Annotated in this window: 26 protein-coding genes and 1 riboswitch; of the genes, 16 read left to right on the forward strand and 10 right to left on the reverse strand. The window is 39.9% G+C overall.

All coding sequences use genetic code 11. The features are described from left to right. Positions 1 to 77 precede the first annotated feature (77 nt). Positions 78 to 593, reverse strand: coding sequence for a hypothetical protein (locus ELX58_RS04175; protein WP_133441906.1), 516 nt, complete (start codon positions 591 to 593; stop codon positions 78 to 80). Between the two features lie 94 nt (positions 594 to 687). Beyond that, positions 688 to 1,008 carry a hypothetical protein gene (locus ELX58_RS04180; RefSeq protein WP_133441907.1) on the reverse strand — a complete coding sequence of 107 codons (321 nt, stop codon included), beginning with the start codon at positions 1,006 to 1,008 and terminating at the stop codon, positions 688 to 690. A 154-nt stretch (positions 1,009 to 1,162) separates the two neighbouring features. Between ELX58_RS04180 and ELX58_RS04185 the strand changes: the two genes are divergently transcribed. Continuing rightward, positions 1,163 to 1,351: a hypothetical protein gene (locus ELX58_RS04185; protein WP_133441908.1), complete on the forward strand. Its 189-nt coding sequence runs from the start codon at positions 1,163 to 1,165 to the stop codon at positions 1,349 to 1,351. A 409-nt stretch (positions 1,352 to 1,760) separates the two neighbouring features. On the opposite strand, the gene ELX58_RS04190 is transcribed toward ELX58_RS04185, so the two are convergent. The 5 genes from ELX58_RS04190 to ELX58_RS04210 all read right to left on the reverse strand — a co-directional run bounded on the left by ELX58_RS04190 (position 1,761) and on the right by ELX58_RS04210 (position 5,669). Further along, entirely contained in the window at positions 1,761 to 2,357 is a 597-nt protein-coding gene (locus tag ELX58_RS04190) for a hypothetical protein (protein WP_133441909.1), read from the reverse strand. Between the two features lie 167 nt (positions 2,358 to 2,524). Next, a complete protein-coding gene (locus ELX58_RS04195) occupies positions 2,525 to 2,836 on the reverse strand; it encodes a hypothetical protein (RefSeq protein ID WP_133441910.1) in 312 nt (103 codons plus the stop codon). A 924-nt stretch (positions 2,837 to 3,760) separates the two neighbouring features. Further along, positions 3,761 to 4,531 carry an SDR family oxidoreductase gene (locus ELX58_RS04200; protein WP_133441911.1) on the reverse strand — a complete coding sequence of 257 codons (771 nt, stop codon included), beginning with the start codon at positions 4,529 to 4,531 and terminating at the stop codon, positions 3,761 to 3,763. A gap of 175 nt (positions 4,532 to 4,706) precedes the next feature. Next, a complete protein-coding gene (locus tag ELX58_RS04205; RefSeq protein ID WP_133441912.1) occupies positions 4,707 to 5,288 on the reverse strand; it encodes an NUDIX hydrolase in 582 nt (193 codons plus the stop codon). A gap of 15 nt (positions 5,289 to 5,303) precedes the next feature. Next, the gene (locus tag ELX58_RS04210; protein ID WP_133441913.1) at positions 5,304 to 5,669 is read right to left on the reverse strand and encodes a hypothetical protein; all 366 of its coding nucleotides are present in this window, start codon (positions 5,667 to 5,669) and stop codon (positions 5,304 to 5,306) included. Positions 5,670 to 5,959: 290 nt separating this feature from the next. On the opposite strand from ELX58_RS04210, the gene ELX58_RS04215 reads away from it, so the two are divergent. Next, positions 5,960 to 8,206: a RelA/SpoT family protein gene (locus ELX58_RS04215; RefSeq protein WP_133441914.1), complete on the forward strand. Its 2,247-nt coding sequence runs from the start codon at positions 5,960 to 5,962 to the stop codon at positions 8,204 to 8,206. Positions 8,207 to 8,291: 85 nt separating this feature from the next. Here ELX58_RS04215 and ELX58_RS04220 read toward each other — a convergent pair whose 3' ends face one another. Further along, on the reverse strand, positions 8,292 to 9,743 hold the full coding sequence (locus ELX58_RS04220) for a C69 family dipeptidase (protein ID WP_133441915.1): 1,452 nt from the start codon (positions 9,741 to 9,743) through the stop codon (positions 8,292 to 8,294). A 216-nt stretch (positions 9,744 to 9,959) separates the two neighbouring features. Further along, positions 9,960 to 11,072, reverse strand: coding sequence for a glycoside hydrolase family 3 protein (locus ELX58_RS04225; protein ID WP_133441916.1), 1,113 nt, complete (start codon positions 11,070 to 11,072; stop codon positions 9,960 to 9,962). Positions 11,073 to 11,232: 160 nt separating this feature from the next. On the opposite strand from ELX58_RS04225, the gene ELX58_RS04230 reads away from it, so the two are divergent. The 3 genes from ELX58_RS04230 (at position 11,233) to galE (ending at position 14,941) form a co-directional block, all read left to right on the forward strand. After that, on the forward strand, positions 11,233 to 12,249 hold the full coding sequence (locus tag ELX58_RS04230; protein WP_133441917.1) for a D-alanyl-D-alanine carboxypeptidase family protein: 1,017 nt from the start codon (positions 11,233 to 11,235) through the stop codon (positions 12,247 to 12,249). Positions 12,250 to 12,378: 129 nt separating this feature from the next. Further along, entirely contained in the window at positions 12,379 to 13,752 is a 1,374-nt protein-coding gene (locus ELX58_RS04235) for an APC family permease (protein WP_162614638.1), read from the forward strand. 199 nt (positions 13,753 to 13,951) lie between these two features. Then, positions 13,952 to 14,941 carry a UDP-glucose 4-epimerase GalE gene (galE, locus tag ELX58_RS04240; RefSeq protein ID WP_133441919.1) on the forward strand — a complete coding sequence of 330 codons (990 nt, stop codon included), beginning with the start codon at positions 13,952 to 13,954 and terminating at the stop codon, positions 14,939 to 14,941. 56 nt (positions 14,942 to 14,997) lie between these two features. Here the strand turns inward: galE and ELX58_RS04245 are convergent, their stop codons facing one another. After that, a complete protein-coding gene (locus ELX58_RS04245) occupies positions 14,998 to 15,189 on the reverse strand; it encodes a hypothetical protein (protein WP_133441920.1) in 192 nt (63 codons plus the stop codon). Between the two features lie 115 nt (positions 15,190 to 15,304). On the opposite strand from ELX58_RS04245, the gene ELX58_RS04250 reads away from it, so the two are divergent. The 11 genes from ELX58_RS04250 to ELX58_RS07890 all read left to right on the forward strand — a co-directional run bounded on the left by ELX58_RS04250 (position 15,305) and on the right by ELX58_RS07890 (position 26,108). Further along, positions 15,305 to 15,502 (forward strand): hypothetical protein, encoded by a 198-nt coding sequence (locus tag ELX58_RS04250; RefSeq protein WP_133441921.1) that lies wholly within the window; start codon positions 15,305 to 15,307, stop codon positions 15,500 to 15,502. 18 nt (positions 15,503 to 15,520) lie between these two features. Next, positions 15,521 to 15,961 (forward strand): hypothetical protein, encoded by a 441-nt coding sequence (locus ELX58_RS04255; protein WP_133441922.1) that lies wholly within the window; start codon positions 15,521 to 15,523, stop codon positions 15,959 to 15,961. Between the two features lie 220 nt (positions 15,962 to 16,181). Beyond that, a riboswitch (Lysine riboswitch) is annotated at positions 16,182 to 16,359 on the forward strand. 140 nt (positions 16,360 to 16,499) lie between these two features. Then, positions 16,500 to 17,987, forward strand: coding sequence for a glutamate/gamma-aminobutyrate family transporter YjeM (gene yjeM, locus ELX58_RS04260; RefSeq protein ID WP_133441923.1), 1,488 nt, complete (start codon positions 16,500 to 16,502; stop codon positions 17,985 to 17,987). A gap of 389 nt (positions 17,988 to 18,376) precedes the next feature. Next, complete coding sequence (locus ELX58_RS04265) at positions 18,377 to 18,658, forward strand: hypothetical protein (RefSeq protein WP_133441924.1); 282 nt, start codon at positions 18,377 to 18,379, stop codon at positions 18,656 to 18,658. A gap of 274 nt (positions 18,659 to 18,932) precedes the next feature. Further along, complete coding sequence (locus ELX58_RS04270) at positions 18,933 to 19,952, forward strand: ABC transporter ATP-binding protein (RefSeq protein WP_133441925.1); 1,020 nt, start codon at positions 18,933 to 18,935, stop codon at positions 19,950 to 19,952. Positions 19,953 to 19,958: 6 nt separating this feature from the next. Further along, positions 19,959 to 20,933: an ATP-binding cassette domain-containing protein gene (locus ELX58_RS04275; RefSeq protein WP_133441926.1), complete on the forward strand. Its 975-nt coding sequence runs from the start codon at positions 19,959 to 19,961 to the stop codon at positions 20,931 to 20,933. A 4-nt stretch (positions 20,934 to 20,937) separates the two neighbouring features. Then, positions 20,938 to 21,897, forward strand: coding sequence for an ABC transporter permease (locus ELX58_RS04280; RefSeq protein WP_133441927.1), 960 nt, complete (start codon positions 20,938 to 20,940; stop codon positions 21,895 to 21,897). Positions 21,898 to 21,910: 13 nt separating this feature from the next. Further along, positions 21,911 to 22,837 carry an ABC transporter permease gene (locus ELX58_RS04285; RefSeq protein WP_133441928.1) on the forward strand — a complete coding sequence of 309 codons (927 nt, stop codon included), beginning with the start codon at positions 21,911 to 21,913 and terminating at the stop codon, positions 22,835 to 22,837. A 114-nt stretch (positions 22,838 to 22,951) separates the two neighbouring features. Then, entirely contained in the window at positions 22,952 to 24,742 is a 1,791-nt protein-coding gene (locus ELX58_RS04290) for an ABC transporter substrate-binding protein (RefSeq protein ID WP_133441929.1), read from the forward strand. Between the two features lie 200 nt (positions 24,743 to 24,942). Next, complete coding sequence (locus tag ELX58_RS04295; protein WP_133441930.1) at positions 24,943 to 25,815, forward strand: fructosamine kinase family protein; 873 nt, start codon at positions 24,943 to 24,945, stop codon at positions 25,813 to 25,815. 116 nt (positions 25,816 to 25,931) lie between these two features. Next, entirely contained in the window at positions 25,932 to 26,108 is a 177-nt protein-coding gene (locus ELX58_RS07890) for a hypothetical protein (RefSeq protein WP_162614639.1), read from the forward strand. Positions 26,109 to 26,216: the final 108 nt, after the last annotated feature.

Raw genomic sequence — 26,216 nt, forward strand, 5'->3', positions numbered from 1 at the left:
CGGCTTTTTTTGTTATCAAAAGGCACGTTATTTTGTTAGTAACGTGCCTTATATGTTTTGTGAGTCGTAGTTATAATTTATTCTAAGTCTCTTTTAGCATCTAATTTTGCATCTTGAGCAGTATAAGCTAGTGTATTTGGATGACGATTGATGATCTCGTTCATACTGGAATGAGTGTTGTGATAAATCATTTCAATGTCCATCGGTTTAGAAAGGTGAGTGATCTTACCGTTATTTAATCTGCTGATCATGACTAATTCATGAGCAGGGACCTTTTCGTCACGATCAATCTGTCTTTTATCAAAATCAATTTCAGCTTGAAAATCACGCGAAGTTTGAGCGGTTTTACTGTGTTCAATATCTTGGATGTCTCGTTTAGCATTATTAATGGCATCTTCTGGATAGCCTAAATTATCATAGCTAAAGCGATGACTATCTTCCTCCGCAGCTTTTACTGGTTGATATCCGTGAGCTTCGATTCGATTTAATTCCTGTTGATTATCAGTTTTGGAGCCCATGACATCAGCAACGTTATCAAGAACGTAATGATGATTACCATATAATTTATTAATCAGATGTATAGTCTTATCCATAGAATTTACCTTTCAGTATGTATAGGCAAGATCTTGATGACCTTGCCTAGGTTGAATATGTTTAGATTAAACAAATGTGGAAAGGAAAACACATTTAAGACAATTGCTTTAAATTATAAATGAAGCCTAACTTAAAATGAGGAGTGCCCACTCGAGTAAGGTTGGCAGTGATCTTACGAGCGGTGCCATGCACATCATGCAGTGTCTTGCGTTCTAAATCGCCCTGGCCATGATAAAGTTTAGGGAATAAACCAATCTTGAAGTAGGTGTTATTTTTGTCAACGATCATAACGCCTTCGTTACCTGATTTGTCCCATTTAACGGCTTTGACATAAGCACCCGTTAAATCAATGTTAGAGAAATAAGGTGACGTAAAATAAACGGCCTGCTGGCCAACATTATCTAATTTAATCATCCGAAAGTCTTCCTTTCATAAGCATTTTCTGGTTAATCAACACTCTTTCTAACTGCATTTTTATTATAGCATGATTTAGGTACGATAAAACATAAGTTTAGGTTAACCTAAACTTAATGTATAATATCACTTGGACAAGTAGGGAGAGATATTCATGGATTCCAAGCGGATGAATAAGATTAGAGCGAAGAAACAGGCTTACCCCAAGTTTCAGTTAAAAATGGAAGACTATCAATTGAAGTTAAATCATGCTGCTAACATGGGCGATATGAAGAACGTCGGTAAATATACCATGCTGATTAATAAGATCTGGGATAAACACTATAAAGAATGGCATCTATAAATTGATATTGTCATTTTTAGTCTAATTTAGTAAAAATCAACATGTGAAATCGACATAACAAATATTTACTATCAAAAGTATAGGAACTCTAAATATGGCTATGATTAATAATGTCTGATTAAATAATTTATTTAGTGGATTGATTACTAGATGATTTATTTAATCAGGTGCATTAACAAATTTTCATAAAGTTTAGTCCATAACCCCAGTTAAGCAGCTGGGGCTATTTTTGACCACAGGAAACATGTCCAAATGACCATAAATACAACGATAATTCCCGGTATGATTATTGTACATGGTGAAATGACCTCAGGCCTTGTGATTAGTATCATGGGTGAGTGTCATTTGACTGTTGATCAATACAAAAAAGCGTCCGATTAATCATCGGGCGTTTTTATATACAATTGTATTAATGTTTAGCTTTAGTCAAAATTAGTTTTAGATATTTTATCCCAAGCTTAGCTTGGGGCTGTGGGGTGTTGCCAAAGTATTTAATTGGCTTAAATATGTATTCATGGCCGTCTTTCTCAACTAATTTATATTTGGCACCGCTTAGCATGTATGTACCGACGCTCTTGCTCTTATTGTAATTTTTACAGGTGATCGTTAACGTATTTTTAGTTGCTTTGTATTTGAAATCGTTCGGGTGTTGATCATTCGAATTCAAAGTACCATTTTTCTTAAATTTCCAGGTTAAACCAGATAATTCGTTCCGGTTCGTTTCACCTAGGTTGTATTTCCGTGAGGATGAACTTCTGATCGAGGGATGCCAATTGTTTTGCTGCAACACCCGTTCCATGCTGACGTGATGTGCAGGATGAGAAAGGGAATGTCTAGGTCTGGTTAATCCAAAAACCAGCACGAGTACTAGGGCAAGTAGGATTACTACAGCTAATATTATTTTGCCTGTTGAATGCTTGTCAGCCCAACGGACTTTCGGTTGACAATTATTCGGTGAATCAACTTCAGATTTAGGTGTCTTTTTACCGTAATTTGAATAACGCATTGTAAGTCTTCCTCATTCATGAAGTACATTATTATACTGGGTTCTAAGGCTGGTTGCTAGTTATTGGTCACTGTCTATTTTGTAGGAATGTAAATAAAAGGCCCACGTTTGGATTATCTTTGTCACAGGATAATATTAAACGTGCGCCTTTTTAGATTTTAGATTAATTATTTAGTATTCTCTTTTTCAATATTCTGAATCATATCTTTAATCTGTTCACGATCATCAGCTAAATCTTTATTGGTTCGGCCTTTATCTCTCATCGCCAGTTTGATCGATGCTGAAATGGCTGCCAGTACATTAGCAAAGTTGATCTCTTTGTTGGATACACCCATTCTTGGACTAGATTGAGAATTGTTACTCGTTCCTAACAGGTCATCTGCCAAGTTTTCTGCCGAAAGCATTCGACGTGACGGTTTCCGAATGCTGAACAATACAATGATAATAAGTACTAGGAACACAATTAATGCAATGTACATATAACCAGCCCTTTCTAAGGAAAGCCTAAATCTCATCAATCCTGAGAATAGCATGATTACTGTGGTTATAGGCACCGAAAACAAAATGGACAGTGCGGTCTTTTTACATTGAATGTATGGTTTGTTGTCTGAGACATTGTCCAACGTGCCGTTGCACCAACAATTATTAATTTAATAAATCCGATTTATCACCACAATCACTGTAAAATCGGGCACTGTTCTTTTTATTATTTTTAATTTGGGATAAATGAATAGCCAGTTAATTTTGTAAAGATTAGATAACAGATACCAACGAAGACAATTACAATAATGACGAAAAATACTAGGGTAATAAGTTTATGGTTGTGATTAAGTTGACGGTTAGGTTTTTGGCTCGATGGTTTGAATTGATTACTGAAGTCATTCTGCCTGGGCCTAGGGGTATTGTTCCATGAATTTAGATTATTCATTTAAATAATCCCTCATTTCTTTTTCTTTAATGTTAGTTCATTTTTATAAAATTAAAAAGGCTGCTTTCATTAGCAGTCTTTTTAACTTAATGGCCTTGGACTTAACTTATCCGTGTCCAAAAATCACGTTTTTTCTGCAGCCGGATTCGCTTACGAAGTCTCCGACGTTGTTTATGAATATCATGAAGATTTCTGAGATAACTAAGCATGACTCTCGCCTCCGTAATAAAAAGAAAGGGCCTCAGTTTTCTAACTCTGGGACTCTTTCAAGGGAAATGGTTACTATTATATGGACTATATTTGGTCTTCATCTATAAGGTAACAAATCCCGTCAACAATAACCCTTTTGATTTTATCGGTTTACCGTGGTGGTTACTCAGTAGGCAAAGTGGCACGATACAAAAAGATCTTCATCAGAACCAGATCGTTTGATGAAGATCTTTAAAATATTGTGATCGTAGGTAGTTGGAATGGATTAATGATAGGTAATACCTCCATCGACAACGTAAGACTGACCGGTTACGTAATCTGACTTGTGGCTAGCTAAGAATGAAACTAAGTTGGCAACGTCCTGAGGCTTTCCAGCTCGTTTCAATGCTGATTGATCGACGGCACGGTGTAATTCAACACCTTTGTTGACGTGGTTGGTACGGTCCATCATGAAGTCATCCTTTTCTGCCATTGGTGTCATAATGATACCTGGGCAGTAAGCGTTAACAGTGATGTGGTACTTAGCTAATTCCTTAGCGGCAACCTGAGTTAAACCTCTAACGGCGAATTTAGATGTTGAATCAGCAGCTAAGTTAACGGTACCAGTTTGGCCACAGAATGAGCCAGCATTAATAATTTTACCTGGTGTATTCTGAGCGATGAACTGGTTAGCGGCTGCCTGAATACCATAGAACGTACCCATTACGTTAACGTCCAAGACTTTCTTCATTTCTTTAGGACTAATTCTAAGTAATGGTTTGATGTATGAAACTCCGGCGTTGTTAACGAAGACGCTTAAGCCACCAAATCTTTCAACGGTGTTTTCAACAGCTCGGTTAACGTCTTCAGGCTTGGTAACATCCGCGACGAAACCTGCTGCGTCACCGTTATGATTATTTATGTAATCAACGGAGCGCTTAATCTTTTCTTTGTCTCGAGCGACGATTGAAATTGCAAAGCCATCTTCACTTAAAGTTTTGGCAATGGATTTACCGATACCTTGACTGCCACCGGTGATTAACGCAATTTTGGTCATGTTAGATTTCCTTTCTACCTTAATCTTTACCTACATTTACATAATATAAAATTACGAAAGAAAAAAGGTTGTTAAAAAGGATATCTGAAGTATTTATTTCACAGGTTTTAGCACAAAAAAGAGCCAATCAAGATTAACTTGGTCGGCTCATTACCATTATTAATGTTTAGATTGATTATTTTTCGTTCGCAATCTTTAACCAATATAGAATTGCCAGATTAGTCTTCATGTCACGGACCTTACCAGAGGTCATTAACTTAAGGGCTTGTGGCATCGTGTAGTATTCAAGCTTCATGTATTCACCTAAATCACGTGGCAGATCCTTATCAACGGGTTTTAAATCCGTGGCGTAATAGAAGTAGGTGGCTTCATCAGTGCAGCCTGGACTTCCGTATAATGCTTTGGGTGTTAACAGTTTTACGGTCTGTGGAACGACCCGAAGTTCTTCGTTCATTTCACGCATAAAAGCATGATGGGGATGATCAGCATCTCGTGGATCAAGCTTCCCAGCTGGAGTTTCTAGCGTAAATTCATTAACCGATTGTCGCCACTGCTTTTCTAAGATTATTTGTGGTTTGCCGTCTTTTTTGGCGATGACTACACCAGCGACGTCAGGGGCGTGTAAGATCGTGTCACGACCAGCTAATCGGTTGGTGTACGGAATTTTGACAGTTTCATGTTTTAACTTCATGAACGAATTAATCGTTTTGATTGTACCGGGCTTAATAGCTCGTTCCGGTCGAAGTGCTTTCGACATCCAATCTTCCTTTCGTTATTTCTTGACCCAGGTTACGTATTCGTCAGCGCTTTTAACGTGAAAGGTGATTGCTTCACCGGTATCGTACATATGACCGATGGCTTCAGGGGTTAATTTATGCTTTAAGTCCTTGGCCATGATCATTTCAGCACCAACTTGCGGTTCGGTTGTAGTTACGATCCAATTGTAATCAGGCTGCATCTTATTATTAATCTCTTTTAAACTGCGACTGGTGTCAGAGATTCGATATGGAATCTTGATTGCGTGATCTCGTTTTTCGATTTCTTTATCGTGCATATTTTTCAGTGATCCGGTCGTGCTTGGCATCTGAGCAATTCGACGAGCAATTTTACCGGACTGCTGAAAACCGTTGTTAGTCATAAATTCTCATTCCTTCGTTAACGTTGGTAGTTACAACATTATTCTAATACTAATTAGAAAATAATTGGTAATTTTATTAATTTTCTTCGGAATTTGGGTGTGAATGACACGTTCAAGATTAATAAAACGAAAAATATACTAAATAAACACCATGATACTTCATAAATAAACAAACATTATGTTGAATTAATATCTTAATGGTGTGTATATACGATTTATGCTTTGACGTAACAGGGTTAAGGTAACTATAATGGTGTTAAACAATAAGAAGATTAGGGAGATGAAACTTGATGACCAAGCCACGAATATGGACGCCAAAGGACGTCATGAAGAAAGCTCAGACTTACATGAGTCCTGCCGAAGTTAGCAAGGTAGAGTTAGCTTACCAATTTGCTAACAAGGCCCACAGAGGGCAGTACCGTAAGTCTGGTGATAAGTACATTTCGCATCCAACTCAAGTTGCTTACATTTTAGCGGGATTAAAGATGGATGAAGAAACGGTTTGTTCCGGCTTTCTACATGACGTTGTCCAGGATACTCCCGTGACTCTGAAACAGGTTAAGGCCAAATTTGGTGACACCATTGCTCTAATCGTTTATGGAGTTACCAAATTAGATAAAATCAAATATCATCCGCACAAGAACAAGAAACTGACGATTAATTTCCGTCGGCTCTTATTGGCAATTTGTCCAGATATTCGATCGATGATCGTTAAACTAGCGGACCGGCTGCATAATATGGAAACTCTTCGTTATTTACCAGCAGCTAAACAAAAGACGACATCACGGGAAACGTTTGACGTCTACGCGCCGTTAGCTGACCGACTCGGGATCGGTGCGATCAAGTGGCGGTTACAGGATCTGTGCCTTAAGTATCTGAAACCTGAGGCATACCATAAGATCGCCAGTCACCTGAGTTTTAAGCGTACCCAACGTAACGAGTATATTAATTCGGCAATTAAGCAGGTCCGTGGCTTCATCAAGAATCTGCATCTCCACCATCCGTTATTATATGGACGCCCGAAGCATATTTACTCGATCTACCACAAAATAACCGTTCGTCATAAGTCGTTTGACCAGATTTTTGATTTCTTGGCAATGCGTGTAATCGTCGACAAGGTCAGTCAATGTTATGCCGTTTTAAGTGCTATCGAAACCCACTGGCTACCGATGCCCGGTCGATTCAAGGATTACATTGCTAACCCCAAGCCCAATGGTTACCGTTCATTACATATCACCGTCATTGGACCTAAGAAACGGCCGTTCGAAATTCAAATCAGAACCCGTAAGATGCACCACATCGCTGAATATGGTGTTGCTGCGCACTGGGCTTATAAAGCCGGCATTAAAGGCAAGGTTCATACTAACAACAACAATTCTCAATTGAACTGGTTCAAACGCATGATCGCCGTTCAGGAAAGCAAGGCTAATCAGCCGGTTTATAACCTGAAGAGTGATCTGTTCAGTAACCACGTCTACGTCTTTACCCCTAACGGTGATGTTCTTGAATTACCTAAGGGTGCCGGACCATTAGACGTCGCTTACCAAATTCATACCGAAGTTGGTAACCATGCCATGGGTGCGAAGGTCAATGGTAAGATCGTTCCGCTGGATTGTCATTTACATAATGGTGATACCGTTGCCATCATGACGTCGACGAAAGCAACGCCGAGCCGTGATTGGTACCGAATCATTAAGAGTCGGAACGCCAAACGTAAGATTCGTCAGTACTTCAAGCAGCATGATCATGACGAAAACGTTGCTGAAGGTCGCAACCAAGTTCTGCGCTCGCTTCGTGACCACAAGTATCCGGCTAACCTGATTAACTCGGATCAGATCGAAGAGATTGCTAACCGCCGTAACTTTAATTCAACGGAAGATTTGTTAGCTGCCGTTGGCTACGGTGCCGTGGGCGTTAACTCAATCGTGAACAACCTTGGTCGTTACGTAAAGGAACAACGGGCTAAACAGGATCGGTTGGATGAAGAAAAGCGGATTCAAAACGCTGCTAATTCATCTAATAAGAAAGTTGTTTTATCTCAACGTCCACATCAGTTGGAACCAGCCGACACCACTAAGAAGTCGTTCCAGGGGATTGTCATCGGTGGCATTAATAACGTTCTAGTTCGATTAAGTCACTGTTGTTATCCAGTGCCTGGGGATCCAATCGTTGGGTACATTACCCATGGCAACGGGATTTCGATTCACCGTCGTGATTGTCCGCACATCGCTGACGACAAGTCTCAGCAGCGGTTAGTGGTTGCCCATTGGTCTAACAGTAATCAAACCAGTACGTATTACGCTACTAAGTTATCGATTGATGCTTATGATCGTGGCAACCTGGTTAAAGATATTATTCAGGTCGGCAGTGAAAAAGCTGGCCAGATTATCTCGTTCTCAGGTGGTTACGATACGCAGACTGACGTTACGATGCATCTGAAGGTCGAAGTTCATAACCTTAAACAATTGAAGGACTTAATGACCGGTCTACAAAGCATCAGTAAGGTTCGTAAAGTTACCCGTGAAATGAGTAAATAATTAGAAATTAATTCAATTAGCGTAAAAGAAAACGGTTCTGAATATTTAAAATTCAGAACCGTTTTTGTTATCAGTAAATTTAGATCTATAGATTATCTCCGGATTCAAAGTGAAGATCAGATAGGTTCAAAGCCTGCTTAACTAAGCTGCCCATAACTTCTTTAGTCTGATGGGTAATCTGATCAGCAGTCTTATCAGAAGCCTTGGTTAAGAATTCGGTTAATTTCTTACCATTTAATGATTTATTCTTAACTTTGGAATCCGTGACTTTGATACGGTGAATTGCGTGAGCCTGGCAAGCCTTTCGGTAAGTATTGATTTCATTAATAAAGTGATGATAGTGAGGTTCAACGATTACCGACAAGATCTTGTACATCCAGTAGGCACTGCGCATGGAAACGTGATTGCCGGCAGTTGCGTAGTTTTCGGGCGTCTTAAGAATGTTGGCGTAGAATGGAACGTATGGACTGTAAGCAAAGAAGCCCAAGGCAATCCATTCGATGGCGGCGTACTGTGGATTAATCCCGTTGCGGATCTGTAAAATGTGTGAGATCTGGTTACGATCTAAAGCAATTGAACGGAAGGTCTGTTTCTTAAGTTCGTTCTTGTGGGTGAATGGATCGTAAGGAGTCTGCTGGTAGTGAGATGACAGGAAGTATTCAACGTCGTCAACGGTCATCTTGTGTTCAGGTTTCATGATGAACGGGATGTTCTGGCTAGTTGGTTTGTCAGCTAAACCGAGCTTCTGCATTTGCTTTGGTGAGAACAATAAGTGACCGTACCATGCACGAGGCGTGTTGTAATGAGCATCCGCTTCGGTATGAGTACCAGCGATGTTACGGAAGTTGAATTCCTTTGGGTCGGAACTTAAGTTCAAATGATTCTTACGAACGAATTCCGGTAAATCATTGGAGAACATGTAGTTCTTAGGATCGTGAAAATCGATGTCCTGAATATTGATCTGGTTCGGGGCAATGGCGTATGAATCGTCAGGAATGCGGACGGCAACCCAGTGATGACCACCAGCGGTTTCCATGTACCAGACTTCGTTATGATCAGAAAATGCAATCCCGTTACTCTGACCGGTACCATAAGTTTCAATTAACTTACCTAAACGTTTAACGCCTTCACGGGCACTGTTGATGTAAGGTAAGACGACCGTTAACATGCAGCCTTCGTTGACGCTGCCGTGTTTAACGAGTGGATCACAACCTAAGAAACGCTGGTTAGAGTAGGTCGTTTCGGTCGAACTCATGGCAACGTTCTTTTCATTGATGCCGGCTTCTTCGTAGGTCGGGTGAGTAGATGGTTCACTTGGTTCAGTCGTGTAACGGTAAGCATGAACCGGAAGCGGGATTTTAGCACCCGTTTCGTGTGATACATACATATTATGGTGCTTGTCGCGAGCTGGTCGAACAATAAAACGTTTAGGGCCGACCGGGCCGTAACCATCTTCGTTACGAGCGACAATGGTAGAGCCGTCGACGGTAGCGTCCTTACCAATTAAAATCGCGGTACAAGCTAAATCTTTTTTCATGGTATACGCTCCTTTAATTTATTTCGAATTCTTAATCAAATTTGGATTGACTACTTAAATAATAGTACATAATCCCGTCGTCTTACAATTGAGAAGCGTGATTAGGTTAAGGATTTTCAGGGAATTATGTGGATTAAATAATTTATAATTAATTATTTATTATAAATAGGATAAAAATAAATCCTCGTTGATTGGCGGGGATTTAAATTAAATTATTTAGTAGTTTAAACCTAACTTAGCTTTCATGGTTAAAATTCTACGAACGGAAGCGTTAATCTGTTTCTTAGAAAGCTTACCGTGTTTAACAGCCCAGGTTAACTGAGGAGTGTACTTTCTGGAACCACTCGTCATGATCATATCGTTGCCAGCTTTCATAGCTAAGAAAGCAGGTGAAACATGATGACGGTACGCATAACTAGAAATGGATTTAGCATCTAAACTATCGGTAACGATGACACCGTTGAAGTGTAAATCATTTCTTAAAAGACTGATGTCTTTACGAGATAAAGTAGCAGGAACGCCACGTTGAACCTTGTTTAAGATGATGTTGGTGATCATTACAGAATCGACATCTTTATTGATTCCGGCTTTGAATGGTAAGAAGTCATTGCGTTTTAAATAAGCAATGGAACGGTTACTTATGACGGATGCAAAATCAGTATCTTTATTGGCGTTGCCGTAACCTGGGAAGTGCTTCAAAGTTGCGGCGACGTGCTGATGTTGAATGGCTGGAACGGCATAACTAATGTATTTGGCGGTCATCTTGGGACCCTTACCAAAAGAACGTTGGTATTGATTCATGTAGCCACTAGTGGCAACGTCAGCATCCGGGGCGTAGTTCCAGTTGATGCCTAATTTACGAAGTTTCCAAGCTGAATAACTGTAAGCTTTAGTGATTCCACGCCATCCACCACGACGATAAGCAGCACGTGGTGACGGATAACGGCTTGGATTATAACTGAGTCGGGAAACTTCACCGCCTTCTTGATCAGTACCGATCAATAGAGAATTATGGGATGCCCGTTGCATGCTGTAGTCAAGCCGTTTATCACGGGTGATGTTACCATTTAACAGGACTCCTCCTAATTGGTAACGACGGACTTCTTTGGCAGCTTGACTAGGATTATTGGATAGGTTGGCACCAACTATCATCTGGCTAATCTTTTGACGCCAGCTCATGTGGCTAACCTGGCGGGTGATTGTGTCCTGAACATTATCGTCATTGTTATTTTGATCCTGGTTAGTTGAGGCACTTGCGATGGATACCGTCAGTAAAGCACCGGCAAGGCCTGTTACTAAACCGAAAGCGATTCGTTTGAATTTATTCATGAAAAGCTCCTTAAATTGATTAGAATAATCTAGAGTTATAATAATATTTTTAACAGAATTTGTTAATATTGTAAGTAATAATATATAAATTATATTAACAAATCTAGCTTAAATTTTGTATAATTATCGTATTATTACATATTAAGAGGAGTTAATTTAAATGCATCAAAATAATTGGCTACATAATGTGTCATATTATTTTAAGCACATTTTGATAGCAAGCCTTGCGTTAGCTTGTTTAATAACGGTGGGGAGTTTAGCTGGGCATCAGATTAACGCTTCAACCGTTTACAGTTATGATAATAACCAGCAGGTTGGTAGTAACGATTTAATCAACAATCGGCATAAGCTATATTTACCACACGCTAGTGCAGCGGTCGCAATGGATGCACAAACTGGTCAGATTGTTTACCAAAAGAATGATAATCAGCGCCGTTTAATTGCGTCTACTGGTAAATTAATGACCTTATACTTAGCTGGTCGTAAGATTAACAATACGCCAGGTGCTTGGAATCAAAACGTTGCCGTTAACAATGGTCTTCGCCGGATGAGTTATGACGGTAATGATGGTGGTTACCACTTTATTAATGGTCATCATTATAACGTTGGTAATTTAATGAAGGCTGGAATTATCGCGTCATCAAATAATGCAGCAATTGCCCTAGGCCAATGGGTTGGCTACACCAACCACCACTTCTTGTACATGGAAAATAAGCAGGATCGTTTATGGCACTTACATGATCACTTTATTTCAGCTTCCGGTCTAGAAAATGGTGATTTAAAGCCATGGGGCTATGGTGTTAAAGGATATGGTAACGCTGCCGGTAACGAAATCTCCGCTAAAGACTTAGCCGTTATCGCGTATCATATCATTAAAGACGAACCATGGTTTCTGAAGTATTCTAAGATTAACGATATGCATGAAGATGGTCAGAATTTATATAATTACAACGAATTCTTACCAGATCGGGACTATCCATACTTAGTTAAAGGTCTCCATGTTGATGGGTTAAAAACCGGTTGGACACCAAGAGCTGGATACTGTTTTGTTGGTACTGCCCAAATGCCTGGACATCATCGCATTATTACCGTAGTACTACATGATGATCATCAGTGGCATGACAGCGCTAAATTAATGCGTTATGCATATAAATATTCAAAATTACTTCGGAATTAAATCTTAAACGATATATAAAATTAAATTTCCTCGCAAAAATTAACTTTTTGCGGGGATTTTTCTTGTACCCTGGACCTATCCCTAGTCTGAAAGGTATAATTATATCTGTTAGATAGGATGAATGTTTATATGGAAGAAAATAGAAATAATCGGGGCAAACTGTCCGTCCTTGGCCTGTTTGCCTTAGCAATCTCCGGGATTGCGCCCACCGGTTCAATGGCCTACAGTACTACAGCAACCGCTCGAGTTGCTGGATATAATGTTCCGTTGTCCTTCCTGCTTGGTGGTCTCGGGATTTTATGCGTTGCATTATGTTTTGCGGCCATGGCCAAGCACATTGCAGGTGCTGGCTCAGCTTACGCTTATAACAAAGCGGCCTTTGGTGAAAAGGGTGGCTTTATCACCGGCTGGGTAATGGTCTTTGCCTATTTTGTATTGCTGATATCTCAGCCGGGATTGACTGCTAATTACGTCAACGTCTTTTTGCATCATTTCGGAATCACATGGTCGATTAACTGGATGACTTTTATCATCATCGTGTCCATGTGGATCATCTCGTTATTTGGAATTAAGGTTACCAGTAAGATTGCCTTCATTACCGAAGGTGTATCGTTATTGATTTTGATTATTTTATCGGCCATTATCCTGATTAAGGCCGGTATGTCTGGAACAATTGATCCAAAACCGTTTATTCCGCATAATAACTACGGTGGAATTGGTCAGGGAATGATCTTTGCGATCCTTTCTTACGCTGGTTTTGAAGAGATCAGTACCGTGTCGTTCCGGGCCAAGAATCCAAAGCACACCGTTCCGAGAACTTTGATCTGGACCGTAATTTTGATTGCCGCATTCTACTTGACCGTTACTTTTGTTGAAGTTAATGGCTTTGGCATTAAGAACATTGCGGCGTTCGCCAATTCACCGTCCCCATTGGATGCATTGTCATCAACTTATTTAGGTAACGCCATGGCGATGGTAATGGACCTCGCGATTCTGTTAAGTGGTTTAGCTTCCGTTTTAGGATGTGCTAACGCCTGTGCTTACATGATGTATGCATTAGGTGCCAACCATTATTTACCGGGTTTTCTTGGTAAGTTTGATGAAAATTTAAATAGTCCTAAGAATGCAGTTGACGTTACGATGATCATGTGTGCCATTGCCTACGCCATTTTCGGTGTACCGTATGGCTATCAAGTTGTGTATTCTAACGCTTCAACGTTAGGCGTCATGGGACTATTGATCGTGTACATGATGGTTTGTATTGGTAGCGGAATTTACTTTGCTCGTCGGTCTGACGTTCATTTCTCGTGGTTCCGTCACTTCTTGATCCCGTTAGTTGGGGTTGCCGTTTTGATCTTACCGTTCTTGAGCAATATCTATCCAGTTCCAAAGTTCCCTGGTAACTTGTATCCATATATTATCATTATCTGGGTAGTAATTGGTCTGATCGTTTCTTATGTAAAGGATAAGGGCGATCGTAGTAGCGTTACTGATGAAGATTAATTTTTAGAAAAATAATTAGATTATTGCGTCTTAGCTATAAAAAGTTAAGGCGTTTTAATTATTAAGATTTGTTACAAATTCGCCTAAAGTATAAACATTAGATCCAATATATCTTATGCTTTTACATGTTGTCTACCTATTAAAGTAGAACACCTAGGAATCGATTATTAATAGACGTTATATATAGGGAGTAAAGTTTATGACAATTCTCGTAACCGGTGGCGCCGGCTATATTGGTTCGCATACTGTTGACTGTTTAATTCGCCGTGGCTTCGATGTCGTTGTGGTGGATAACCTGGTAACCGGTCATCGGCAGGCCGTTAATCCGAAAGCTCGTTTTTATAAGGGTGACGTTCGTGACGCTAATTTCTTAAGTCACGTTTTTGACCGTGAACACATTGACGGTGTCATTCACTTTGCTTCGGTATCGATTGTTCCCGAATCAATGCGGGATCCCTTACATTATTTTGATGATAACGTTGAAGGGACCATCACGTTATTGGAAGCGATGCGTGACCATAACGTTAAACGAATCGTCTTTTCTTCGTCCGCTTCGGTCTATGGAGATCCAAAGCGAATGCCGATTAAGGAAAGCGATCCAAAGGTTCCAACAAATCCATACGGTGAAACTAAATTAATGATGGAACGAATGATGAACTGGGCGGACGTTGCCTACGGGATTCACTTCATCGCCTTACGTTACTTTAACGTTGGTGGTGCTAAGTTAGATGGCAGTATCGGTGAAGATCATAATCCGGAGACCCATTTAATCCCGATTATTTTACAGGTTGCTCTGGGCCAACGAAATCAGCTCCAGATCTTCGGGGATGATTATCCTACTAAAGACGGGACCAACGTCCGTGATTACGTCCACGTTTTAGATTTGGCTAACGCCCACATCTTAGCTATGAAGTGGCTACTAAGGGGTGGCCATTCTGACATCTTTAATCTAGGTTCGTCGACCGGTTTTTCTAATCTTCAGATGTTGCAGGCAGCTCGTGACGTAACGGGTCAGCCAATTTCCGCCAGTATGGCACCGCGCCGTCCCGGTGATCCAAGTACGTTGATTGCGGATTCGTCGAAAGCCCGGAAAATCTTAGGCTGGAAGCCAAAGTATGATGATATTCATAAGATTATTAGCAGCGCCTGGAAGTGGACGCGAAAGCATCCAAACGGCTACGAAAAATAATTAAAATTGAGCGTAAAAAATGCCTCATCAATTTATTTTTGATGAAGCATTTCTTTTTATTTAAATGGGCAAACGACGAGTGCCAAGGCAACCCATAAAGCAACGGTAATGATGCAGGTGAACCAGACCTTGTTACCGGTCTTCTTAATGGATTTAACGCATTTGTCTAAGTATTTAAAGATCAATGCCATAATTCCTGCGGTAACTAAGCCAACAAGGATCCATAACCAGAAGTCTAAAAACATCATCGATCTCATCTCCTATGGATAATAATAAGGCCCTTACATATAGGTAGTAAAGTGCTTTGACTACCTGTGATATACTTGACGGTGAACTAATTAATCGATATTTAAGGTGATTTTAATGGCTAATAACCACACTAAATTCAAAGATTTACCAAAAGGTAATCAAATCTTTTTATATTCCTACTTTGCTTTATTATTATTGACATTGGGTGGCTTTGTAACTGCCGCCGTCAATTCACCAATTGGTGAATTGATCTGCACCATTCTTTTGATAATCACTCTCATCACTAATGTTATCGTAGCTTTTCTAAAATAACTTTTTGAAGGTGAGAATATGAGTAAAGTCGTACATCGCATTCATCCGCACGTAATGGGATCTAATGATCATAACGATGATTTTAACCACAATAATCATAATAATGATAATGATTTCTTTAAACATTTTGGTCATGGCAATCACAATGGCGTTCACAGCTTTAGCGCGACTTATAGTAACGTTAACGGCCATGTAAAGCGTCACTTTTCAAAGAACGGCCACAAGGTCAATCCGAGAGATGCCATGAACCAGATGAAGAAAATGAACGAAGACATGAATCGAAGCTTCAAACAAATGGACCAAGCCTTTGGTAATCTAGGTAACGACTTCGGTGGTGACTTCTTAGGTAATGGTCAGTCTAACGATCATAAGCATCATCTATTCCGTCAGTTGTTTGGTAAACATCATCGTAATCATGATGAAGGCAATTTGACCGGACGAATTACTCATCGCAAGTAAATAATTGATAATTATTAACAAAAGCTCGTGAATTTCACATCACGGGCCTTTCTTTTTACAATGGTCGTGTTGGAGTGATAAATGTGTTAAATCAACATCAAGATCTACTTAGTTGGTTAATTGGCCCCGTACCCATGTTTATTATGGTGATTGGGTTGATTTTTGCCGCAATTGGCCGATAAATGACCATAAATTGTGGTATACTTTGTAATGTAAATGTAAAAATCGAAGAGGTTGCGACTGACATTAGTAAGTTGACCGAGTCACCGTTATGATATTGAAGTTAACTAAAAGGGGACGTCGCCGAAGTGCTGTTATTGACGGTTAACAGTGTTCTGGGACGTAGCTTAATATGCTGCGGACTGTCACGGACCCACCCGTGGAGCGCTTTATTCAAACAAGAATCGAATCTCAGTTAGTAATTGGATTCCTTTATTTGACTAAGCGCCAGATAAAGGACTTTTTTCTTTATTCAGACTGTGATTCATCATGTGCCGCTAATCCTCTTCGAAATCTTAAGATTAGAGGTTTTTATTTTATGACAGCTAAGCGAATTTCACTTACTAGCTTAGTCCTAATGATTTTATCAACGACCTTTGGCTTTATTAACGTGCCAACGGCCTTTGATCAGATGGGATATGCTAGTATCATTTGGTACATTGTGGGTGCATTGGCATTCTTCCTGCCCACGTCGTTTATGTTTGCTGAATATGGTTCAGCATTAAAGGATTCCGCCGGTGGGATTTATTCCTGGATTAAATCCGGACTAGGTGAACGTTGGGCCTTTATCGGTGGCTTCACCTGGTTAAGTGCCTGGGTCATCACGATGCTGTTCGGGGTTCCAAACCTATGGGTTTCATTATCAGTTATGATTTACGGTCATGATACGACCCAGAGTTGGACGTTCCTGCATTTTAACAGTACTGAAACTTTAGGCCTGTTATCGATTCTCTTTGTCATTGCGGCAACCTGGATCTCCGTAAAGGGCCTAGGTAATATTACCTGGATCGCCTCGATCGGTGGTTTCTTAGCAACTTCAATCGCTTTTGTTTTCTGTATCTTATCCGTAATTTTGATTTTCTTGAACCATGGCCATTTGGCTCAGCCCATTACCGGTTTCAAGAGCTTTATCGTTTCGCCGAACCCAAGTTTTCAGACGCCAGTTTCCACGATTTCTTTCGTGGTTTATGCAATCTTTGCGTATGCCGGAATTGAATCCCTATGTGGGGTCATTAACCATTTAAAGAACCCAGCTAAAACGTTCCCACATGGTGTTATGATCGCGACCGCCTTAGTTTTCGTTCTTTACACGGTATCGATCATCCTTTGTGGATTCGTTGTTAACTGGAAAGCCGTAATGGGTCAAAACGGAGTTACCTTAGGTAATGTAATGTACGTATTAATGGGTAACTTAGGATTTAGTTTAGGCCACGGCTTAGACTTAAGTCCGTCTGGTACGTTGGCTCTAGGTCATTTCTTAGCTCGTTACACTGGTTTTGCTAACCTCTGGGGCGGTGCTGGTGGCTTCTTGGTATTAGCTTATTCACCAATCAAGTCATTCATGTTCGGCTCCAACAAGAAGTTATGGCCAAAGTGGAGCTTACGTCTGAACCGTGATGGCATGCCTGGCAACGTCATGTGGGTCCAGGGTGGCTTCTTAGTCGCTGTTCTGTTCTTCCTGACCTTTGGTGGTAACGATGCCAAGGCCTTATTCCAGATCTTGACCGATATGAACAACGTTTCGACTGCTTTCCAGTACATCTTGATCGTATTAGCATTCCCGTTCTTTAAGAAACTTGCTAACCTGGATCGACCGTTCGTTGTCTACCATAGTATGAAGACGACGTGGGTCATCACGATCCTGGTGCTATTCGTCTTAGCCTTCGGAATTGGTTTCAATTTCGTTCAGCCATTATTGGCTCATCAATACATGACTGATTTCTGGACCTTCTTAGGACCAGTAATCTTCGGTGGTGGTGCTTGGTTATTCTATGACTGGCACATGCGTCGTGAGACTGAAGCTTAAATTAGATTAATTTAATTAATATTTGAGGTCTAACTCTAAGGGAGTTGGGCCTTTTTTATTTTCTCTATCAAAAAAATATAAACATTATATAAAATAATAATAAATTAGTTAATATTTATTAAATAATAGCTTGACATTGGTGATTAATTGATAGACTATTAAGTTGCTAACAAAGAAATTTGGAATTAATTAATGACTAAAATTCAAAAAGAGGGATTAATTATGTTAACTAATAAACGGTATCATTTTAAAACGTTGTTATTCATGGTTATGATCGTGCTTCTTCTTCGAATTTTAGTCATTATTTCGGTCTAAAAAGCCCGTTTCAAGTTGCTAGTATTAAATGATAAATGGATAGTGTTAAAATTATTAAAACCTGGTGAAGTTATATGTTTAAGACAATGAAGGTCAATCGGAATTTTGTGGAATGGTTAGCAGAAATTCTGCCTGAATATCAGCATGAAGACGTAAGTCCATTGGGTGATAACATCAATGAGTGTCTAGATTCCAATGCTCGTAATTTTGTGGTGATGTTCAAATCAGCCGCATGCTTAAAGTCGTATAACATTGATTTAAATAACCCGAAGTTATTACTTCGGGCCTACTTTCATAATTTAATTCTTGTTAAGATCGTTCCCCAAGGCGTTAAAAAACTAGATCAGAGTGCTTAAAATTGCCAACACAAATAAACAAACCTCTTGGAAGGACTGGGATATTTAATCCCAGTTCTTTTTTGTTTTTATAAGTTCTTAAATGGTCGGTCGTTCTTAAATCTAATAAAATTAACAGCAGGAGATTTACGAACCTTTAAAATTTGTTTAAAAATTAGGTTGCGATTTATAAAATTCGTGGTATTATAATAAGTGAACTTTGCTTATAAGAAGTAAATTTATTGTTTCTGTTTATATCAAGGATTCGTTAAATCAATTTATGAGGATGATGTCAATGTCTGAAAGTCAAGAGCCACTGTTAAAGATTAGAAATATGAATACCGCATATAAGATCAACGGTCATTATTACAACGCCGTTTCAGATATTAATCTGGACGTTCATAGTGATGAAATCCTGGCTCTGGTTGGTGAATCTGGCTGTGGTAAAAGTACCTTAGCTAAGACCGTTATGGGCTTAGAAGATGAAGATGCTAAAGCCAGTGGCCAAATTTATTTCAATGGTAGTAAGAAAAATCTGCTTAAGATCAGTGAAAATGAATACAACCAGATCCGTGGTGGACAGATTGGAATGATCTTCCAAGATTCACTTTCAGCATTGAACCCGTTAAAGAAAGTTGGTAAACAGGTTGGTGAATCACTTTATTACCACACCAAGTTAGATCATGATGCCCGTTACAAGCGAGTCGTTAAGATCTTGGGTGAAGTTGGTTTACCTAATCCAGAATTGGTTGCTAACGAATTTCCTTACCAGTTATCTGGTGGGATGCGACAAAGAGTAATGATTGCCTTAGCGATTATTTGTCATCCGAAGTTAATTATTGCTGATGAACCTACCACCGCGTTGGATGTTACGATTCAAGCTCAGATTTTGGATCTGCTCCGTAAGATTCAAAAGATCAGTCATGCCGGGATTATCTTGATTACCCATGATTTGGGCGTCGTTGCTCAAATCGCTGATCGAGTTGCCGTTATGTATGCTGGCCAGATCGTTGAATTAGGCAGTGCTAAACAGATTTTCTTGGATCCTAAGCATCCGTACACTCGTTCATTATTACGGTCAGTTCCACAACGAGACGAAGTTGGCAAGAACTTATACGTTATTCACGGGACGGTTCCTCCGCTTACCGCAATGCCAACCCATGGCGATCGGTTCGCAGCTCGAATCCCTTGGATTCCGGCTTCAGCCCATGAAGCTAATCCTAAGATGCACGACTTAGGTGATGGACATTGGGTTCGGTGCACTTGTTACAAACACTTTTACTTTCCACATGAAAAAGAAGAAAAGGACGCGTGATTTAGAATGAGCAAAATAATTCAACTCAAACATTTGAAAGTATTCTACCCGATCAGGGGTGGATTTTGGAACCGCGTCGTCAAGTATGTCAAGGCTGTTAATGACATCAGCTTTTCGATTAACACTGGTGAGACCTATGGCTTAGTTGGTGAATCTGGTTCTGGGAAATCCACTTTGGGCCGAGCAATCGTTGGCTTACAGAAGATCACCTCGGGTAAAGTTTATTATAAAGGTCATGACGTTACGACTAAGCATGAGCGCAAAGCCCTTAAGTATAATCATGATGTTCAAATGATTTTCCAAGATGCCGCTTCTAGTTTGAACCCTCAGAAACGGATTAAGGATATCATTGATCAGCCGTTAATTAACTTTACTAATTTAAATAAAGAACAGATCCATCAACATATCGGTAACATTTTAAAGATCGTTGGTTTACATGCATCTGATATGTATAAATATCCGTTCCAGTTCTCTGGTGGTCAACGTCAACGTATTGATATTGCGCGTGCTATTATTACGCATCCGAAGTTGATCGTTGCTGATGAACCAGTATCAGCATTAGACTTATCCGTTCAAGCCCAAGTCTTGAACTTCATGAAGAAAATTCAAAAACGGTTTAACATTTCTTACTTATTCATTTCACATGATTTAGGTGTTATTCGTCATATGTGTGATAATATCGCCATCATGAATCATGGACATTTGTTAGAAATCGGAACCCGTGACGATATTTATAATCGTCCGTTACATATTTACACACGTCGATTACTATCGGCAATTCCTGAAATTGACGTTCTTCACCGTGAAGAACATCGTCAGCACCGTTTGAAGGTTGAAAAAGAATTCCAGGATGATAAAGATTTCTATTATCAGAAAAATGGTGATCCGTTCCCAATGACTAAAGTTTCACCTACGCATTGGGTTGCATTACCAAAAGATCGGGTTGCCAAGCTAGAGCAGAAATTGAAAGGGGAGGCTTAGTACTATGTGGAAAACAATTTTACGAAGAGTCCTGATCATGATTCCAGAATTGATCATTCTAAGCCTCATCGTCTTTCTGTTAGCTAAAGCAATGCCTGGTGATCCATTCACTGGAAAGATCAACCCGCGTTTAAGTGCTTCACAAATTCATCATTTAATGAAGATTGATGGCTTGTATGATCCCTGGTACCAGCAGTACTGGAACTGGGTTGTCCATCTGTTCCATGGTAACTTGGGTGAAAGTTACGAATATCAAGAACCCGTTGTTACCTTGGTTAAAGAACGTGGTGCTAATACCTTATGGTTAGAAGCATTTTCAATGGTATTAACCTATATCATTAGCTTGCCTTTAGGTATTATCGCCGGACGTCATGAAGGTAAATGGTCAGATACCTTGATCAGAATCTTCAGTTACGTAACCATGTCAATTCCGTTCTTCGTTATCCTGGTTATTGGGATTTGGATCTTCGGTTATGGACTTGGCTGGTTCCCAACCAGTGGCTCGGTATCATCATCCGCAACTGGTTTAGGCAGCACCATGATATCGAGGCTTGGCCATATCCTGTTGCCAGGAATTCTAAGTGCCGTCTTCGGAACCACGTTCGTTGTTCAATACTTACGTAGTGAAGTTATCGATGCTAAACATTCCGGTTACGTTCAGACCGCCCGTTCAAAAGGTGTCAGCGTCAGAAATGTTTACCGTCACCATATCTTCAGAAATTCACTCTTACCAATCGCTGCGTTCGCTGGTTATTCCATTACCGGATTACTAGATGGATCATTATTCGTTGAAATGATTTTCTCATATTCTGGCATGGGATTACTATTCCTGAACGCCATTAACTACCGTGATTACACCGTAATCATCGTATTGGTACTACTTTATGGATTCTTGAACCTGATGGGGACGTTACTATCAGATATCATCACCAGTGTCATTGATCCACGGATCAGGATTAAATAAGGAGTGAACAAGAATGGATAAACAGGCTACCGCAAGTAAGAAACAAACTAAATCTACTAAGCCGACCAAGATTGTTGCTTCGAATGCTCAGGTCATCTGGGATGAATTCAAGACCAATAAAGCAGCACTATGGTCGGCCGGATTTATCATCGCATTAATTGCATTCGTTATCATTGCATCGTTCTTTATCAACGTACCAAATATGATGCAGACTCATATCATGGGTTACTATGCTCGACCGTTTTCGCAAGGTTACCTATTTGGTGCCGATTCAGCCGGCCGTTCGATTGCCGGTCAAATGATCGTTGGTTCTCGTAATTCCATCGGAATTGCGATCGGCTTAACCGTAATTTCCTCAACCTTTGGGATTGTCTGGGGCTTAATCTCCGGATACTACGGAGGCTTCGTTGATTTGGTAATGCAACGTATGTATGATTTCTTCATGATTATTCCGATGATGATGTTCATCATTGTATTAGTTACTATCATTCATAACTACAATGCCATTACTTTGACTTTAATCATGTCACTATTCTATTGGATGGGTACTTCACGTTTGATTCGTTCTGAAACACTTGCTGAATCCAACAAGGATTATGTCTTAGCCGCACGGATGGCTGGTTGTAGTGATTTCCATATCATCTTTAGTGAAGTTATGCCAAATATTTCTTCATTGATCATCGTTGATACTACATTGTCATTCGCATCAAACATTGGTGTTGAAACTGGACTATCTTACTTAGGCTTTGGTCTACCAGATGGTACCCCGTCATTAGGTACTTTAATCGCCAACGCCCAAGATCCAACCAACATTACCCAGTACTGGTGGACTTGGTTACCAGCCGCATTAGAAATCATTATCTTATGCCTGGCAATCAGTTACGTTGGTCAAGTCTTACGTCGTTCAGTCAATGCTCAGCAGCGTCGTGGCAACCGTTAAATTTAGTTAGTTGTTTTTAATTAATATTTAATCTCATTTTTTTAGAGGTGAAGGTTAACTATAAGTAATTTAGTGTTTTAAATTGTTTATTTAATCACAGGAGGTAAACAATCAATGTTTGGGAGAAAATCTAAAAAGTGGGTAGTACTAAGTATTGCTGCTCTCTCTGCAATGGGCTTAGCTGCCTGTTCAAAAGGTGCCAACGGTAATAAGCCGGTACACATGTCAGAAAGTTATAGTTCTTCTAAACCAGCTACTAAGGCCGGTAACAAGAGTACGTTAAAAGTTGCTGAAATTAATGATGCACCATTCGCTGGGATTCCGTATCCATCATTACAGAGTAACGGTGAAGATAGTGATGTTTATTCACCCGGTGGTGAAGGTGGTTTGTTCAACCAGAACAAGAACTACGAAATCACCAAAGGCGGTTTAGCTAACTTAAAGTTAAATAAAAAGAATAACACCGCAACCATTACTTTACGTAAGGGTGCCAAATGGTCTAACGGGATGAAAGTTACCGCTAAGGATGTTGAATATCCATACGAAATCATTGCCAACAAGAACAGTAAGTCTCAGCAGTACACCACTGATATGAACGACATCAATGGTATGAAGGCTTACCATGCTGGTAAAGCAAGCAAGATTTCTGGGATTACCTTCCCAGATGGTCCTAAGGGCCGTGTTACCGTAATTCACTACAATCACTTAACACCTGCCTTAAAGTACAATGGTAACGACTTCATGTGGGGTGCCGTTGAACCTTACGAATACATGAAGAACGTACCGATCAGTAAGTTAATGTCAGCTCCTCAGGTTCGTAAGCACCCAATCTTCACTGGTCCTTACAAGTTAAAGAAGCAGGTCTCCGGTGAATCAACTAGCTGGGTACCTAACAAACACTACTGGGGTCCAAAGCCAAAGATTAAGCATATCAATATCCAGGTCGTATCCACCGATAACTTCACTGAAGCTATGAAGACTAAGAAGTACGACTTCGTATTTGGTGCACCATCTACTCAGTACCCACGTGTTAAGACCTTAAAGGACTACTCTGATGTCGCTCACCCAGGCTTAGAATTCAGTTACTTTGGCTTCAACGTTGGTCATGCTACTAAGTCTGGTAAGCAAGTCATGGGTAAGCACATGAAGATGGATAACCAGAACTTACGTCGTGCAATGCTTTATGCCGTTAACTTGAACGAATTAGCCAAGAAGTTTGGTCATGGCATTGATTACCGTGCCAATACCTTGATTCCACCTGTATTCAAGCAGTACCACAGTTCTTACAAGTCTACTCCTGGATTTAACTACAACATGAGCAAAGCTAAGAGTTTATTGAAGGCTGCTGGTTACAAGAAACGTCATGGCAGTAAGTACGTATCCCAGCCAAACGGTAAGAAGCTAGTTGTTCACTTAGGTGCAATGTCCGGTTCCGCAACTGCTGATGCTCAGTACCAGTACATGATGCAGCAGTGGCGTAAGTTAGGCATTGATGCTAAGTACACGAATGGTAAGCCGATCGAAATAAACAGCTTCTACTCCAACTTAGAAAAGCCTAAGCAGTCCAGCATGGATGTATTCTTAGGTGCATTCAGTACTAACTCCGAACCAACACCAACTGATTTCTTCGGTATTGAATCCCCATTCAACATGGGCCACTTCGCTTCCAAAGAAAATACTAAGTTACTTAACGAAATGAACAGTAAGAAGTCATTCAACTTGAAGTACCGTGTCAAGATCTTCAAGAAGTGGCAGAAGTACATGAACAAAGTTGCCGCATATGGCCCAGATACATTCAGCTTAGACTGGTCACCAGTTAACCACCGTGTAACTGGCTTCAGTTACTCACCAGCTGATAATAACTTCTGGGGCAAGTTAGGTTTGAACTCATCAAGCTTAAAGTAAAACTTTAGCTCTAACCCATTTATCATTCATTCCATAAAAGGTTCACGGATTAATTCCGTGGGCCTTTTTATTTGGCTGAATTTATTGATTAACGAATTTTAATCTAATTATGGATATGCTAAAGTATATATAACGTATATCTAATAACATTAAGTAAGTAAATTATTTAAATTGTTTCTATTTATTAGGAGTGATTAAAAGTGTTAATTGATAAACACTGGATTGCTCAGTTGCCGATTAAAAACATTAAATTCGTGACGCCCGTTTCAGGTGGTTTTATGAACGCTGCTTACTGCTTACAGACAGATGATCACCAAAAGTACTTTATGAAGATGCAACCTGGGAAAGGCAAACGATTTTTCCAATACGAAGTCGATGGCCTGAAATTAGTTAGTCAAGCGGCTACGGTACCGAAACTGGTTACTTACGGTCAGGTCGGATCAGATGGCTATCTGATCCTAAAGTGGCAGAAATTTATGAAGTTCGATCAAGGTAATCAATATGAATTAGGCAAAATGGTTGCTAAAATGCATCAGATTCATGCCAAACGATTCGGCTTTAACTATGGCTTTCATTTGGGTGATATTCCGAAAGACAACCATTGGCAGACCAGCTGGAGCACGTTTTACGTTAAACAACGTCTGGATCCTAGTGTTAAATATTTAAAGCAACACGGTGGCTGGAGCGATTTTCGTGAAAGACACTATCGTAAGATGCGGCAAGCCTTTATTGATTACTATGCAGATCCTAAGAACAAGGTCATACCAAGTCTTCTGCATGGTGACCTGTGGTCCGGGAATTGTGAATTTACAACCGATGGGAAACCGATGCTGATCGATCCCAACGTGATCTTTGGTGATCGTGAATTGGATTTATCGCTGACCAAGATGCCAAGTTCTTACGGTAACTTTAATGCTGAATTCTACAGGGGCTACAACAATGTTTACCCAAGCAAACCGGGCTTTGAACATCGGATGTGGTGGTATCAATTTAATTACGTCCTGAATGATGCCATCACGTTTAATAACGTTGGTAAAAAGTCCGGCATTGATCAGCTCCTAGCTAAATTTTAGATAAATAATAAATAATTAATTATAAATTATCGAAGCTCGAACGACCTGATGATTAAAAGGGCCGATCAATCATGTTATTATATTAGTGAACACTGAATTAAAATAAGGTGATTAATATGATGAAGAAATACTTTACAACTAAAGCAAAGGCTCAGGCTTACTTAGAACGCTACGTTAGTGAATTTACGATGGAAGACTTACGAACCATGAAGGCTAGTACGGTCATCAACTTAGCTAACGCTGATAAGCAGGCTACCCTTGAAGCCGAAAAAGATCCATACTTTGAACAGTGAATTTAATTAATTAATTACTGATCGGGTTACGTCAATTGGCGTAGCTCTTTTTTATTCTCATAAGTGTAAACGCTTACATAATTTAGGATCGTATGTTATGTTCAAAGC

It is taken from the genome of Acetilactobacillus jinshanensis, assembly GCF_004359375.1.
In the GTDB taxonomy this organism is placed as follows: Bacteria; Bacillota; Bacilli; order Lactobacillales; family Lactobacillaceae; genus Acetilactobacillus; species Acetilactobacillus jinshanensis.